This is a genomic window from Nostoc sp. C96 (assembly GCF_059384975.1).
The window spans coordinates 488,133-502,787 of record NZ_CM182020.1; the positions used below are offsets into that span (position 1 = coordinate 488,133).

Annotated in this window: 14 protein-coding genes; 6 read left to right on the top strand and 8 right to left on the bottom strand. The window is 39.5% G+C overall.

Annotated features, from left to right (window positions below; all coding sequences use genetic code 11):
- Positions 1-129: 129 nt before the first annotated feature.
- Entirely contained in the window at positions 130-915 is a 786-nt protein-coding gene (map, locus tag AC504W_RS02105; protein ID WP_494875991.1) for a type I methionyl aminopeptidase, read from the bottom strand.
- Positions 916-920: 5 nt separating this feature from the next.
- Positions 921-1,895 carry a Gfo/Idh/MocA family protein gene (locus AC504W_RS02110; RefSeq protein ID WP_494875992.1) on the bottom strand — a complete coding sequence of 325 codons (975 nt, stop codon included), beginning with the start codon at positions 1,893-1,895 and terminating at the stop codon, positions 921-923.
- Between the two features lie 296 nt (positions 1,896-2,191).
- On the opposite strand from AC504W_RS02110, the gene AC504W_RS02115 reads away from it, so the two are divergent.
- Entirely contained in the window at positions 2,192-2,491 is a 300-nt protein-coding gene (locus AC504W_RS02115; RefSeq protein ID WP_494875993.1) for a ferredoxin, read from the top strand.
- A gap of 203 nt (positions 2,492-2,694) precedes the next feature.
- Here the strand turns inward: AC504W_RS02115 and AC504W_RS02120 are convergent, their stop codons facing one another.
- The gene (locus AC504W_RS02120) at positions 2,695-4,362 is read right to left on the bottom strand and encodes a SpoIID/LytB domain-containing protein (RefSeq protein ID WP_494875995.1); all 1,668 of its coding nucleotides are present in this window, start codon (positions 4,360-4,362) and stop codon (positions 2,695-2,697) included.
- 115 nt (positions 4,363-4,477) lie between these two features.
- On the opposite strand from AC504W_RS02120, the gene AC504W_RS02125 reads away from it, so the two are divergent.
- The 4 genes from AC504W_RS02125 to AC504W_RS02140 all read left to right on the top strand — a co-directional run bounded on the left by AC504W_RS02125 (position 4,478) and on the right by AC504W_RS02140 (position 6,907).
- Positions 4,478-4,741, top strand: a complete 264-nt coding sequence (locus AC504W_RS02125) for a ParB N-terminal domain-containing protein (protein ID WP_015113358.1) — start codon at positions 4,478-4,480, stop codon at positions 4,739-4,741.
- 103 nt (positions 4,742-4,844) lie between these two features.
- Positions 4,845-5,336 (top strand): Dps family protein, encoded by a 492-nt coding sequence (locus tag AC504W_RS02130; RefSeq protein ID WP_494875996.1) that lies wholly within the window; start codon positions 4,845-4,847, stop codon positions 5,334-5,336.
- A gap of 77 nt (positions 5,337-5,413) precedes the next feature.
- Complete coding sequence (gene grpE, locus AC504W_RS02135) at positions 5,414-6,076, top strand: nucleotide exchange factor GrpE (RefSeq protein WP_494875997.1); 663 nt, start codon at positions 5,414-5,416, stop codon at positions 6,074-6,076.
- Between the two features lie 504 nt (positions 6,077-6,580).
- A complete protein-coding gene (locus tag AC504W_RS02140; RefSeq protein WP_096585757.1) occupies positions 6,581-6,907 on the top strand; it encodes an STAS domain-containing protein in 327 nt (108 codons plus the stop codon).
- Here the strand turns inward: AC504W_RS02140 and AC504W_RS02145 are convergent, their stop codons facing one another.
- The 4 genes from AC504W_RS02145 to AC504W_RS02160 all read right to left on the bottom strand — a co-directional run bounded on the left by AC504W_RS02145 (position 6,908) and on the right by AC504W_RS02160 (position 10,827).
- Entirely contained in the window at positions 6,908-8,044 is a 1,137-nt protein-coding gene (locus AC504W_RS02145; RefSeq protein ID WP_103125835.1) for a PP2C family protein-serine/threonine phosphatase, read from the bottom strand.
- A gap of 42 nt (positions 8,045-8,086) precedes the next feature.
- A complete protein-coding gene (locus tag AC504W_RS02150; protein ID WP_494875998.1) occupies positions 8,087-8,854 on the bottom strand; it encodes a DUF1350 family protein in 768 nt (255 codons plus the stop codon).
- 312 nt (positions 8,855-9,166) lie between these two features.
- Positions 9,167-9,898: a hypothetical protein gene (locus AC504W_RS02155; protein WP_494878533.1), complete on the bottom strand. Its 732-nt coding sequence runs from the start codon at positions 9,896-9,898 to the stop codon at positions 9,167-9,169.
- Between the two features lie 155 nt (positions 9,899-10,053).
- The gene (locus AC504W_RS02160) at positions 10,054-10,827 is read right to left on the bottom strand and encodes an MlaE family ABC transporter permease (protein WP_494875999.1); all 774 of its coding nucleotides are present in this window, start codon (positions 10,825-10,827) and stop codon (positions 10,054-10,056) included.
- Between the two features lie 608 nt (positions 10,828-11,435).
- Between AC504W_RS02160 and AC504W_RS02165 the strand changes: the two genes are divergently transcribed.
- The gene (locus tag AC504W_RS02165) at positions 11,436-13,163 is read left to right on the top strand and encodes a fasciclin domain-containing protein (RefSeq protein ID WP_494876001.1); all 1,728 of its coding nucleotides are present in this window, start codon (positions 11,436-11,438) and stop codon (positions 13,161-13,163) included.
- Positions 13,164-13,236: 73 nt separating this feature from the next.
- On the opposite strand, the gene AC504W_RS02170 is transcribed toward AC504W_RS02165, so the two are convergent.
- Positions 13,237-14,628: a UDP-glucose dehydrogenase family protein gene (locus AC504W_RS02170; protein WP_494876003.1), complete on the bottom strand. Its 1,392-nt coding sequence runs from the start codon at positions 14,626-14,628 to the stop codon at positions 13,237-13,239.
- Positions 14,629-14,655 lie beyond the last annotated feature (27 nt).

Genomic DNA, 14,655 nt, shown 5'->3' on the forward strand with positions numbered 1-14,655 from the left:
GGAAAAATAAATTAGGTAAAATCTTGGTTTAATCAGTGTATCAACTTGATATGCAACGGATGATATACCATGAGTTACCTAAATTTTCAATAGATTTGCCCGTCTTCATCTATTATTCATAATTTCCCATTAAATTTGAACAGTTTCCCCAAATTCTGGTGAAGTTAAAATTTCTACGCCATCTTCTGTTACAGCAATTGTATGTTCAAATTGCGCCGACAACTTGCGATCGCGCGTCACAGCTGTCCAACCATCATTTAACATTTCTACTTCCCAAGTGCCTTCATTAATCATCGGCTCAATGGTAAATACCATTCCCGGTCTCAGGCGCTTACCTTTACCACGAGTACCATAGTGCGGCACATCTGGGGCAGTATGGAAAATATTACTGATACCGTGTCCGACAAAATCTCGTACCACAGAAAAACCTTCAGACTCAGCATACTCTTGAATTGCTGCCCCAATATCCCCGATCTTCGCTCCTGGTTTCACCTCAGCAATACCCCGATAAAGACACTCTTGAGTTACTTCTACCAATTTTTTTGCCTTCTCTGAAGGCTCACCCACAATAAAAGTTTTTGATGTATCACCGTGGTAGCCATCCACAATCGGCGTAACATCGATATTAATAATGTCACCTTCTTTGAGGATTTGTTTAGCATTGGGGATGCCATGACAGATTACCTCATTCACGCTGGTGCAGATTGACTTGGGGAAACCTTTATAACCAAGGGGGGCGCTTTTTGCACCGTGCGCCTGTGTCCAACGTTCAGCTTCATCATTGAGTTCCTGTGTAGTCACGCCAGGTTTCACTAGTGGCTCAAGATGCTCTAGTAGTTTAGCCGCCAAGCGTCCTGCCCGACGCATTTTGTCGATTTCTCTTGTGGATAAAATAACGATTAGTTCGGTTTTCATTGATGTTAATCTACAGCATCATTCAAAAACATAGTTAACCCTGTTTTTGCTGCTCTTTGGGCAGCATCAGCCACCTTGAGGGTGTATAAACTTGCTTCTGGGGTGACATATAAGGGCGTTCCATCAAACAAACGGTCTAACACCATAGTTGTGTCTTTGGCAAACAAACCCCGACGCGTTCCCACATCTATTGGTGTAGTTTCCCCTGATTGGATCAAGTATCCAGTATTACCATCAAAAATTAAAGCGCCTTTTTCGCCATGAACTTCAAATTTTCGCTCTGGCTGCCAAAGTGTCTCACCTTTGCCGTAAATTACTTGGGCTAACAGCCCACTGCTAAAGCATAGCTGACTTGTACACAAACAGGTTTGGTAGTATTCCGATTCTAATGCCCAATATCGCTGATGGCAGTTAACTGTAAAGACTTTACCGAACAAATCAACCAGACGATGTAATCGAGAAATTGCCCCAATCAAAGGAAAGCCAAATAATTCATGATTATAAGTCCATTTGCGTGGTGCGGGATTTTGGGGGTTGATGGTGCTGTAACGGACATAAAACACATCCCCAATTTTGTCTAAGTTTTGTTTTAAAGCTTGGTGTAAGCCACCCAGAAGTTCTATATGTTCGACATGCAGCAATTTATTTTGGGCTTTGGCTAAAGCAATCAGTTCTTCTGCTTCTGTGACATCCACAGACAAGGGATATTCTACAACTACATGTTTGCCGTGGGTAAGGGCAGCACGGGCGATCTCTCCATGATCTCGATTCACTGTGGAAATCACTACCAGATCCACATCTTCCCGTTCTACTAACTCTTGCCAAGAATTTACAGATGAGGTTTGGTATTCTTTGGCGAAAATTTCTGTTGTTTCTGGGGTATGTCCAACAACTGCGGCGAGATGCGTTCGCTCATCTTGCAACAGTGCTGCTGCTCTGAGTTTTGCTGCATACCCAGTACCTACCAAGCCGACGCGCACTTATGCTTGTCCTAAAACTGCCTCTGAATTATACATGATCGTCAATGGTCATTGGTCATGATTTATTCTCCCCCCAACATCCGATTTTCTCACCTCGAAGTATAATTTAAACTTATTATTTCCATGTAACTAAATTTCATTACTAATCGCGGTCAATTTCAAGTTACATGATTTAGTTTTTCCCGTAGTATCAGAATTGAAGTAAATTTTCATGCGCGGCTAATCCTATAAGTTAAGCCGTAAGTATTGCTTTAGCATAACTTATACTGCCGTTTACAAAAGAGAGGAATACTGACATGGCGACTTACAAAGTTACACTGATCAACGAAGCTGAAGGTTTGAACCAAACCCTTGAAGTTGATGATGATGTATATATTTTAGACGCGGCTGAAGAAGCTGGTCTTGATCTGCCTTACTCCTGCCGTGCTGGTGCTTGCTCCACCTGTGCTGGCAAAATCAAGTCTGGTACCGTTGATCAATCTGATCAGTCTTTCTTAGATGATGATCAAATCGAAGCTGGATATGTACTAACTTGTGTTGCTTATCCAAGCTCTGACTGCACAATCGAAACTCACAAAGAAGAAGAACTCTACTAAGGCTTAGGTGTCTTAATCAAAAATCTCTTGCAAGAGTGATTAAAGTTGAAAAAGTTAAAGCAGCACATCGAGGAAAAGTTTTTTCCTTCTTCAATGTGCTTTTTCAACTTGAGTTGACAAAAAATTTAATTGAGTATTGTCACCCTAAGCAGGAACACAACAATTATCTGTGTTCCTGCTTCATTATTGGGCTTCAGCACTATCTAGCGTTTGATTTTGTCATTAAAGATTTGAATTTTTGTACCAGGATAGTAAAATTGGAGAATTTTGGGTGTTTCCCAGCCCAACTTGGCTAAATTTTGTGCGCCAGTCTGACTCAAACCAACACCATGTCCCAGTCCACCACCGATAAAGGCATACCCCCACAATTCGGCTGTACCTTTGTTTAAAGGTTGTAAGTAAAATAATGTACTTACAGGCGCAGCAAAGGCACTACGTACTTCATCTTTATGTAGGGTAAATACGCCAATATCAGTTTTGATGGCTAAGTCAAGAATACGCCCACTATGACTACGCTTGGTAACAGCGATCGCTTCAATTGTTTTAAATTTGGAGTATGGGCTATTTTTGACGCGCAAGAATTTTTGTAAATCTTTGGCAATATCTTCGAGAGAAGTTTCTTTGTTCCAGCGAAATACATCCCATTCACTTTCGTTGAAACCTTGCTTCATGTTGATAAATTTGCGGAAGTTATCTTCATCTGCCAAACTCTGTTGTGATAAGTTCCAAAAATTAATCGGCGCATCTACCACTGGCTGCAAATAAGGACGATCTTCGCCATTCCAGACATCGCTAAAGAAGGCGGTGACACCACCAGTTGTAGAAGAGTACAAAGCATCAATTAGCTGGTTGTTATAAGTTACTACCATACCTCTAGTAGCAGCGATCGCTTGATCTGTTTTACTGGTTGCGCCACTCAGCCCATAATAAACTTGGCAATGGGTATCAGCACATAATTGGTAGTTATCAACAGCGAATCTCCGCAAATTTCTTAAAGCATAAGTCCGGGCTAAAATTGCTTGGGCTTCTAAGGCGGCTTTGGGCGCATTTGAGCCAATTTCGTTGGGGACAACACCACGTAAATAAGTTTCTAACGATACTTCATTGACTAATGTATATGTACCGTAAGCATTGGGCTGCAATACCATTCGCCCAGCATATAAACGACCAGTTCCAGGTTTTTCACCTTTGTTGAGGCGAATTAAGTTTTTATCGGCACTGATGGCTAAATTTGTGGGACTGTAACGTTTACCATTGACTACCCAACTAACTTTTGGTACTTCTTTCTGAATCTTGGTATCGATGGATGCCATTTTTGCACCAGATTCTTGCAAGTTCTGGAATAGCAATCGACGTAATAAAGGTGTACTGTAAACATCTCGCTTGGCCCACACTTGCCAGCGTTCTGGCTGGGAAATTTCAACTTCTATCCCTTGAGAACGCCATTTATTAGCACTATCTTCTGCTGTTTCAAAGGTACGATATGTCCCTAAAACCACCACTTCCTCAACGACAGGTTTTGCCAAAGCTTGCATGACTGTTTCGAGTTTGACAGGCTTGTCGGTGACGATGGTTTGTTGCTTGTTGCCTACTGGAAATCTTAACCGCAAGCGATCGCCTTTTGTCGGTTCTAGTTGCAGCTTGGCCGTGGATTTTTCGCCAAATCTCTGTACAATTCCTACTCTCAATTCTACGTCTGTGCTGTTGCTCCCAGGCCCTGATGCGGCTGTCAGCCCCAATAAGCAAAATGTCGTTACTACTGTGTAAGACAAACGCCAAAACGAAAATTCAATCGTGACTTGATTCTGCCTTTTCGTATTGCGCTGGGGCAGAGTTACCATTTGCTTTGTAGCGTAGTGGTTTTGTCGCATGAACGCTCCAATAGTACCATTCCCAATTTAGCTACCTAAATCACTTGCAAATCAAAGTCATAACGACTATGATTTACCTATAGGCACAAAACAGAATTAGTTGGATCAACTCCTTATGGCCAAAGTCCAAGAAATTCCATTAAATCAAATTAAACGTCCCTTGCCCCGTATCAACGATCCACAGAAGGTAAGAGCCTTAATGGAATCTATTGCGGAAATTGGGCAGCAAGAACCCATCGATATTCTAGAAGTAGACGGACAGTATTATGGCTTTTCTGGCTGCCATCGTTATGAAGCTTGCCAGCGTTTAGGCCAAGAAACCATATTAGCCAGAGTCCGTAAAGCTCCTCGCAGCGTTCTCAAGATGCACTTAGCATAAAAAGTATGAAGTGTGAAGTTTGAAGTATGAAATTTCATAATTCAGCTTTTAACTTCATCATTCTTAGTCCCTAATCCTCAAATAATAAGTTTAGGAGAAAATTATGTCATCCCAAGCAACAGTAAAAAATGTAAATATTGGCATCGACGAAGAAAATAGAACAAAAATTGCCGAAGGATTGTCTCGCCTATTGGCTGACACTTATACACTGTATCTAAAAACCCATAACTTCCACTGGAATGTTACGGGGCCAATGTTCCAAACATTACACCTGATGTTTGAGACCCAGTATACAGAACTAGCTTTAGCTGTAGATTTAATTGCTGAACGAATTAGAGCCTTGGGTTATCCCGCACCTGGAACTTATAGCGAATATGCCAAACTCAGTTCGATTCCCGAAACTCCCGGAGTTCCCAAAGCCAAGGAGATGATTCAGTTACTTGTTGAGGGACAAGAAGCTGTAGTGCGAACTGCTCGGTCGATTTTTCCTGTGGTAGATGAAGTTAACGACGAACCCACCGCCGATTTATTAACTCAGCGGATGCAAGTCCATGAAAAGACAGCTTGGATGTTGAGAAGTTTGCTGGAAGAATAAGGAATATGAAGGATGAAGTGTGAAGTCTAAATTATCAATTTCATCCTTCAACCTGAATTCTTCATCTTGAGTAGCCAATGCCAAATCCTGATTTCACCCAAAAGCTGCAAGATTTAGCCCAAAAAGTGGGAATTACAAGTTTTAAAGCTTTGAGTAAAGCCGCTGGTGTCTCAGAGAGACAAATATTGCGGTTGCGGCGGGGAGAGGTAGAGCAGATGCGAGTGGATGTACTGTTAAAGTTGTCTTCCGTTCTCCAAATGTCGTTGAACGAATTAGTCACAACTTTTTCATTACTAGAGTTGAGTAAAGGTAATGAAGTATCGACTCAACAGATGTTACAGGAGATTGCAGATTTAAAAAAAGAATACCAGCGATCGCAATTACAAATAGCACAACAGAGAGAGTTATTACTCCAAGAATTCCAGCAGTCGAGTTTACAACTGCTGGAATCTTTATTATTGCAATTTCCCGCCGCCGCCCAGAAAGCGCGGGAAAATCCGCAGTTTGAGGCGGTGAAGATACTTCCATTAGTGGAGAACCCCCTGAAAAAACTGTTACAGGCTTGGGGGATAGAAGCGATCGCACCAATAGGTGCAGAAATACCCTACGATCCCCAAATCCATCAATTAATGACAGGAACAGTACAGCCAGGAGAATTAGTCAAAGTCCGCTACAGTGGCTACTTGCAAGGCGAGAAACTGGTTTATAGAGCTAAAGTGAGTTTAATTGAGCCAGTTTGACGAGACTGTATTTAAATTTCTAATTTTTTGCTGGACTAATTTGTGTGAAAAGAATTATAGATATTGGGAATAATAATATGGTCGAGGAGATCGCCTCTGAAAACCTGAATAAATTTATTCAAGGAATCACCATAATGCTAACTAGATTCTGGTGTGATTGATACAAAAATTACTTTTGGTTCTCAGTTATGTTCATATATCTACCGCTTGTACCAAAATTTTGAAAAAATTCGTTGCCAAAATTTAATTTTGTAATTTACGTTACGGCAAGATGAATAAAAAAAAATTTGCGTATTGATAAATCTGGCAAATGAAATTATGGATACTTCTTAATTAGGCTTGAAAAGGTATTATCTACAATCACATCTTGAAAAGATTGCCATAAATCTAGCGATTTCTAGTAATTAATGACTTTTATTTTGCTATTTTTTTGCTCAAAATAGCTATTAGTATATAATACTAACAAAATCTGGATTTTTTCATATAACAATGGGAGAAAATAGTATGGATAACCAAGTACAAATTGTTAAACTCAACGGCATTATCAACACAAACAATTCACAAAATCTTAGAGATAATATTACTGAACTTCAAGAAAGTGGCGCAAAAATTGTGCTAGTCGATTGTCAAGATGTCACATTTATGGATAGTTCAGCGTTAGGTGCCTTAGTATTAGCCTTCAAAGCATTAAGAGCAACAGGTACCAAACTAGTTCTTTGTTCTATTAATGAACAAGTGAGAATTTTATTTGAATTGACTGGTATGGACAAAGTTTTTGAAATTTTTCCTAGCCAAGATGAATTTCATCAAGTTGTGCTTTCCAAAAATTAATTAATCAAATTGAATTTGTAAGATTGATAAGTCATCATCAAAAGTCTCTTTGGAGTTTAAAGCGATAAGGTAATTCAATACTTGTTCTAATGGGCAATCAAGCGTATTTTGTAAGCTGACTAATATCTGAATTAAACCATCTAAACTCCAAAGAGTTCCATCTGCTTTTGTAATTTCGTAAGCCCCATCACTAAAAATATAGAGATTACTAAATTTTTCAATTTGGCAACAAGCATCAACATATTTGGCTTCAGGAAACATCCCAACTGGCATCCCAGGAGTTCTCAATAGCTGAACTTCTGTGTTTTTAGGAGATTTACCAGATACTAATACGGCTGGTGGATGACCAGCACTAGCATAAACTAACTGCTGGGTAATTCGATGATAAACTCCATACCAAATAGTAAAGTATTTATCATTTTGATAATTCATCTGAAAAGTTTCATTTAATCCCCGCAGTACATCACTTGGTTGATAGTAATTTAAACTTTTCAGCGCCCGCGATCGCAATAAATTTAATACAGAAATTGATGGGAGAGTCGCTTTGAGTCCATGTCCGGCTGTATCTAATAAATAAACTGCCAAATAATCATCATCTAACCAATAATAATCAAAACAATCACCACCAAGTTGACGTGAAGGAATAAAACAAGAATTTATATGTAGTGGTTCAGTTATTGGTAAAGGTAAAAGTGAACGCACATACTCAGCAGCTTGTGCCAATTCTGTTTCTAAAAGCTGCTTTTGGATTTGCAAATCTCGACTCAATTGATGTAGCCGTAATCCTGCTCTGACTCTAGCTTTTAATTCATTCTGCTCAATAGGTTTAGTGATAAAATCATCAGCCCCCGCATCTAATCCCTTAACACGATCAGAGACAGAATCTAAAGATGTTAATAAAATAAAAAAACTGGTGGATAAATTAGGATCTGTTTTAATGTAATTACATACTTCTAGCCCATTTAATACAGGCATAATCCAATCACAAATAATGAGTGCCGGATGAGTGGCGATCGCCTTCGCAATTCCTTCTTCTCCATCACTAGCGGTAATTACCTCATAACCTTGTTTTTCTAACAGTCTTTTCAGAAATATTTGTATTGTTGAGTCATCGTCAATTACTAATATTTGGAACATAAAAAGTCGAAATCATTAATAATTATTCTATCTCATCAAAAATTACGGTGGTGATAAAGGATTCATCCACAAGAGGATAGCACGTTTGAGTTGGTTTAAATCGCGGTATACCTCTTGCTTAAACCATTGTCCCAAAGCGTCAAAAGGAGTAAACGAAGCTCCTGTTTGCCATTTGATATCTTGTCCTAGCGGGGTTGTATGAGTTCCAGGTAAGGTTTGTGCTGTTACCATATCTGGAAAGCGTTGCTGTAATATTTTGGTTAAAGCAGCTGATTGGTCGAGGTTATCATTATTGAATTTAATTAATAAATTCCGGCGGATTTTATAGCCTTCTTGGACAATTTTATTGGTTTCTAATGGCGAGGGGGTAAACTCAATTGCTAAAGTAGAATTTAATTGATCAACTAAGGGAATAGCATCCTTAGCCGCATAATTATTAAACGAGATTAAAATATTTCCGGCTCTTTCTACAGGGTACAAGCTACCGATGAGCAAATGAAGTTTGCAACCCATGCTGTGTCCAATACCATAAGTAGGAAGATAAAGCTTCCGCAATACAGCCGAGTCATGTAAGCGTTCTAGAGTGCGGTCGAAGTTTAATAAAACAGATTGGGCGATCGCTATATGATCTAGAGTATTCACAAAGGGAGTCGCAATCACAACATATCCTTTACTGGCTATCTGTTCGAGTAACCAACGGTAAGTTAGGTGGGGTGCAGTCGCCACAAATGCACCGCCCAAAAAATGGATAATACCTATAGGATTTTTGGGAATGAGTACCCAGTTACCTCTAATTTCTTTCCAGTCCATGCCTGTAGGCGATCGCTTAATTTACACTTCTTTATATTAGACTGGGAATTGGGACAGTGGGAAATCAAAACAGAAAAAGTATGCGATCGCAGATTTACTACACCAGTTTCATCCAGTTCCTTCCCACCAAAACTTGTTCAGCACTCAAATCTAACTCTGAGAAAGTTACTGAAATGATGAATTTTTAGCGATCGCCATCCTCATTGATGACTCAATAACATTTATTTTACACCTTGATTAATTGGCGGTTAATTATTTATCTCAACCCAGTTTTAACAGATAAGATTTATCAGTCAATCTTGTCTATAAATTTCAGCCTGGACTTTGTAATCTTTTCATTTCATACTGCACATCTAAAGCAATCTGCAAGGCTTCATTTAATAACTTGCCATGCTCCGTCGCTTTTTCTGTAACTTGCATTGTGGTTAAAGTTGCTAAATTATTGGCAAATAACTCAGTGTTGCTAATAATAAAATTCTGATTTTCTCGCAAAATTCTTTCTGTCTTCAAAGCTCGGACTAAATCTGCTCTAGTTAGTTGTAATGCGGCAATTACTTTTTCTCTTTTTTGAATACTAACTTCGGGATTACCAGCCGCTTCTATTTGGTCATTAATATCTATTGCTTTTATTACTGCATTATATCGATCAACATCTTCTAAGAGAATTTCTAGGGAGTTAGTCATATTCTCTTTTAAGATTTTCCGAATGTTGCGCCATAGTAAATAAAAAATTATCTGTATTGTAGCACTACCAGCAAAACATACTATTAATAATAGTATCCAAGATGGCAGGGTTAACCAGTTGGCAAATAACTTAATAATAATATCAAAAATTAAATAACTAAAAACAAATATAGAAAAGCTAATAAAAACTACTGTCGCTCCTTCTGAGCCTTTCATTTTATATATAAGCTGTTTACTAAATTCTTTTAGAGGATTAGTAATTAAAACTAGTTGATATTTGACCGGCAAATTAGTCAGTTGTTGTAATTCTTTTTGGCTAATTTCTAAACCATGTAAATCATCACGCACAGCTTTCCCCATCATCAGCTACATAGTTATTTAATACAATATAACAACCAAATTTAGAGATTGCTGAATCAAATGGCATTTTGGCAAGAATTTTTAACTTCTGAAAACGTGTATAAAAACTATTAAAATATTTACGCATAAATACTTACCATATCTCTTCATAATTATTAAAAGTTTGGCTGTCCAGATAGCAGCACAGTTAGCACAAAATCCATCATAAAAATTGATACCCAGGTCGTAACAACTGCTGTTGTTGCTGATTCTCCTACTTCTTTAGCTCCACCTTTGGTAGTTAGTCCCCAACTACAACCATTAACAGCAACTAGCGTTCCAAAAATGAATCCTTTTAACAAAATAATCATTAAATCTGAGGGTGCTAAAAAAGTTCTGACTGATTCTAAAAATACTTCTGGAACAATCTGGTAAAATTGCCATGCAGCAAATACACCACCAGTGATGCCTATCATCACAGCAAAAATCATCATGAAAGGCATCATTAAGCAGCAGGCGATGACTCTAGGAAGTACTAAATAATCTATGGGATCTGTTCTGAGCATGTAAAGTGCATCAATTTGCTCTGTGACGCGCATAGCACCCAGTTCTGCGGCAAAAGCAGAACCAACTTGTCCAGCCAGAATACTAGCTGTCAAAATTGGAGCTAATTCTCGGCAAAAAGCTAAGGCAAAAGCTCCCCCCACCGCACTAACAGCACCAAACTGGACTAATTCTCTGGCTGTTTGAATAGTAAAAATCATGCCAGCAAAACCACTGACAAGCAAAACTGGAGAAATAGAACCAGGCCCAGCCGTCACCATGTGTTCCAAAATTTTGCGATAGTAAGCTTTTCCCTGGAATAAATGGAGTAATACTTGACCAAACAGCAACACAGCAGCACCACAACGTACAATCCACAATTGCTCTAGATTTTGTTTTAGTGGCAACTTTCCCTTCCTGAAGACTGAGTTTCTTACACCAAATAATAGGAAATATAAATACATAAGGATGCACTTTGTTGGTAGCAAAGTACTTTTGAGTACTTCTGCACTAATATTCCCAGCCAATGGATTTTTTATTTGTTTTGAAATTTCGCAAAACACACCAAAAAACTATTTTGCCTACTGCGATACATCTTGAAAAGCTGGCAGCTTGATGGTTGCTATACTCTAATTATGGCAGATGAATTGCTGTTTTAGGCGAAAAAACTAGCAAATTCTCACAAATAGGCAACTATCTAAAGTAAGATAATTTATTTAATAAATGTAACCTTTTAGCTAGTTGTTGAAACCTAGAAATTTTTGAAATTATTAACTATAGATATACTATCGATTTTCCCGTTCTAAATATTACTAAATATCATGCAGCAGGAAGATTACGGAACTACTTAAAAAAAGTATCCTTATCAAAGTCATGAACTGAGATGAGCTTCCTACTTACTAAAGACCACTGTAAATTATCTGATTAATACATGGTTTTTAGCAGGGGCTGAAATTGCCATGTCTGGAAATATTTAGATTTTCCATATTTCTACTTTGTTCTGGAGGAAATTTTCATGAATAATTTATTTGGTTGGTCATTAGCACATATAACTTTGCTGGTTTTAGGCGTAACAACTGCTACAGTTAGCCAGAACATCGTTTCGGCACAAACTACAGATCCATCTGTTACACCTGCGCCATCGAGTACACCTTCTCCATCTGCTACACCTTCTTCATCTCCAACTGCTACAAGTAACTTTTCTGATGTCAGTTCCGACTATTGGGCAACTCCATTTATTCAAGCATTAGCCGCTAGAAATGTGATTTCGGGATTTCCTGATGGTTCATTTAAACCTAACCAAGCTGTCACTCGCGCCGAATTTGCGACGATGATTCAAAAAGCTTTTAATCAAAATCCAGTTCGGCAAATTAGTTCAGGTGGATTTACAGATGTACCGGCTAACTATTGGGCTGCTTCAGCGATTCAAGAAGCTTATGAAACAGGATTTATGACGGGATATCCTGGTAATGTGTTTCAGCCAAATTTGCAAATTCCCAAAGTTCAGGCGATCGCAGCTTTATCCAGTGGTTTAAATTTAAATAGTAGTGGCACTGCATCAGATGTTCTCAACACTTATTACACTGATGCTTCGGCAATTCCTAACTATGCAGTGAACAATGTAGCTGCGGCAACTCAAGCTAACATTGTTGTCAACTACCCAGATGTTAAACAACTCAATCCCCAAGTTCCCTTAACTCGTGCTGAAGCCGCTGGTTTGTTGTATCAAGCCTTAGTCAGACAAGGACAGGCGCAACCTCTGGCTAGTAATGTGACGGCTGCTAATTATATAGTTGCAGGCAATACTGGCAATACTCAAACTGGCAGCACTCAAACTGGTAATGATATTGTTTCCATCGCCGCGTCTAATAATTCTTTTAGCACTTTAACTACTTTATTACGGACAGCAGGTTTAGCTGATACTTTACAACAACCAGGCCCTTATACAGTCTTTGCACCTACAGATCAGGCGTTTGCAGCTTTGCCGGCTGGTACTGTACAGCAATTACAACAGCCAGAAAATAGAGAACTGTTGTTGAAAATTCTCAGATATCATGTGGTTCCTGGTTCATTAACTGCAAGTCAACTTCAGGCTGGTGAACTGAGAACATCGGAAGATGAATCTGTAAATATCAAGGTGGATAGCGCTAATAATCAAATTGCTGTCAATAATGCCAGAGTTATCCAACCAAATGTGCAAGCTAGTAATGGTGTAATTCACGTTATTAATGAAGTTCTGATTCCACCTAACTTGAATGTTAGTCAACAACCAGGAGACAATCAAACTACTCCTGGCGGAACTGGTACAACTAATATTGAAGCTGGTAGAGCGACTCGTGGTGGTTCTAGCTACATTGGAGTTGCTGGTAACATCGGTTTGGGTGGAGACTCAGCTTTAAGCGAAGGAAATATTGCGGTAATTAGCAAAGTTGGTCTAACTAACTACATTTCTGTACGCCCTTCCGCAGTGTTTGGCGACGATACTGTAGTTCTAGTACCCGTAACTTTTGATTTTCTACCTCGTTCAGTGAATCCTACAGGTGAGCAACGCTTTCCAGTATCTCCTTTTGTTGGTGCTGGTGTCGCTATCGAAACTAGTAATGATGCTGACGTTGGACTGTTGTTAACTGGTGGTGTGGATGTACCTTTAGGCGATCGCTTTACCCTTAATGGTACTGTCAATGCTGCTTTTTTAGATCAGACTGATGTTGGTTTACTCTTCGGTGTTGGTTACAACTTTTAATTAATTCCCTTAATCTCAAATAAACAGCCGCAAATTATCGCGGCTGTTTATTTGAAAAATCAAGAATTAAGATCTATCTGCCAATACCAACGTATTGGAAGCCTGCTCTCACCATTGTTTCAGGGTCGAGAAAGTTACGACCATCAATCACGACAGGATTATTCATGAGTTGTGCCATTTTGGCATAATCTAACTGGCTGAATTGTTGCCATTCGGTTACGAGTACCAAAGCATCACAACCATCGGCTAGTCTTTCAGCATCAGTTTCTACTAAAACACCAGAAAGACCATGACGCATCCCGGTTTGAGAAATAATTGGGTCGTAAGCTTTAACTTTGGCTCCTAAGCGGTTGAGTTGCTCAATTAAGTTGAGTGCAGGTGCATCGCGCAAGTCGTCGGTATCTGGTTTGAAGGTTAAACCAAGCAAGCCAACTGTTTTACCTTTGAGGATTTTCAGGACTTGCTGAAGTTTTTCCAAAGCAATCAAACGTTGGCGTTCGTTAACACTAACGGCTGATTTGAGTAATTGAGCTTCGTAACCATAATCATCAGCAGTGTGAATCAAAGCTGAAACGTCTTTGGGGAAGCAAGAACCACCCCAACCAATGCCGGCTTGCAAGAATTTGTTACCGATGCGGGAGTCTAAACCAATACCTTTGGCTACTTGAGTGACATCAGCACCAACGCGATCGCAAATGTTAGCAACTTCGTTAATAAAACTAATCTTGGTGGCTAAGAAAGCATTAGCAGCGTATTTGATCATCTCTGCCGAACTGAGGTCTGTAGCCAGTATAGGTACAGGTGGCAAAGATTGATCAGCCGCAAACTTGCGCTCGACGATTGGTGCATAAAGTTCCTGCATCATAGCGAGCGCTTTTGAGCTATTACCGCCTAGGACAATGCGATCAGGGTTAAAGGTATCGAAAACTGCCGAACCTTCACGCAGAAACTCTGGGTTGCTGACAACATCAAAATGTGCGGCTAGTTCTGGCAATTTGTCATCGCTAGGCACACCACCTGCTGGTACCAGTGCTTTTTGACGTTCCGCAATTCCATCTAAAACAATCATTCGCACCCAGTCACCAGAACCAATGGGTACTGTAGATTTGTTAACGACAACTTTATAGCCACCATTGAGGTTAGCTCCGATACCACGAGCTACAGCTTCAACATAACGGGTATCGCTTTCACCGTTGGGTAGAGGTGGTGTACCTACCGCAATAAACAGAATTTCACCGTGGGCAACCCCAGCAGCAAGATCTGTGGAAAACTCGATTTTGCCAGATTGAATGGCAGATTGCATAATTTCTGAAAGACCAGGCTCGAAAATTGGCGATTGCCCAGACTTCATGAGTTTGACTTTTTCTTCGTTGTTGTCTATGCAAACTACATCATGCCCAATGTGAGCCAAGCAAGCACCTGTAACTAAACCAACGTACCCAGTACCAATTACGCAAACACGCATTTTATTATCTCCTCGCTTTCTTGGGGT

Bases quoted from the DNA above. Each gene is read 5' to 3' on its own strand.
- AC504W_RS02145 (WP_103125835.1), bottom strand. From the start codon at position 8,044: ATGTTCCAAATATTAGTAATTGACGATGACTCAACAATACAAATATTT.
- map (WP_494875991.1), bottom strand. From the start codon at position 915: ATGAAAACCGAACTAATCGTTATTTTATCCACAAGAGAAATCGACAAA.
- AC504W_RS02140 (WP_096585757.1), top strand. From the start codon at position 6,581: ATGGATAACCAAGTACAAATTGTTAAACTCAACGGCATTATCAACACA.
- AC504W_RS02170 (WP_494876003.1), bottom strand. From the start codon at position 14,628: ATGCGTGTTTGCGTAATTGGTACTGGGTACGTTGGTTTAGTTACAGGT.
- AC504W_RS02165 (WP_494876001.1), top strand. From the start codon at position 11,436: ATGAATAATTTATTTGGTTGGTCATTAGCACATATAACTTTGCTGGTT.
- AC504W_RS02125 (WP_015113358.1), top strand. From the start codon at position 4,478: ATGGCCAAAGTCCAAGAAATTCCATTAAATCAAATTAAACGTCCCTTG.
- grpE (WP_494875997.1), top strand. From the start codon at position 5,414: ATGCCAAATCCTGATTTCACCCAAAAGCTGCAAGATTTAGCCCAAAAA.
- AC504W_RS02155 (WP_494878533.1), bottom strand. From the start codon at position 9,898: ATGGGGAAAGCTGTGCGTGATGATTTACATGGTTTAGAAATTAGCCAA.
- AC504W_RS02120 (WP_494875995.1), bottom strand. From the start codon at position 4,362: ATGCGACAAAACCACTACGCTACAAAGCAAATGGTAACTCTGCCCCAG.
- AC504W_RS02130 (WP_494875996.1), top strand. From the start codon at position 4,845: ATGTCATCCCAAGCAACAGTAAAAAATGTAAATATTGGCATCGACGAA.
- AC504W_RS02115 (WP_494875993.1), top strand. From the start codon at position 2,192: ATGGCGACTTACAAAGTTACACTGATCAACGAAGCTGAAGGTTTGAAC.
- AC504W_RS02150 (WP_494875998.1), bottom strand. From the start codon at position 8,854: ATGGACTGGAAAGAAATTAGAGGTAACTGGGTACTCATTCCCAAAAAT.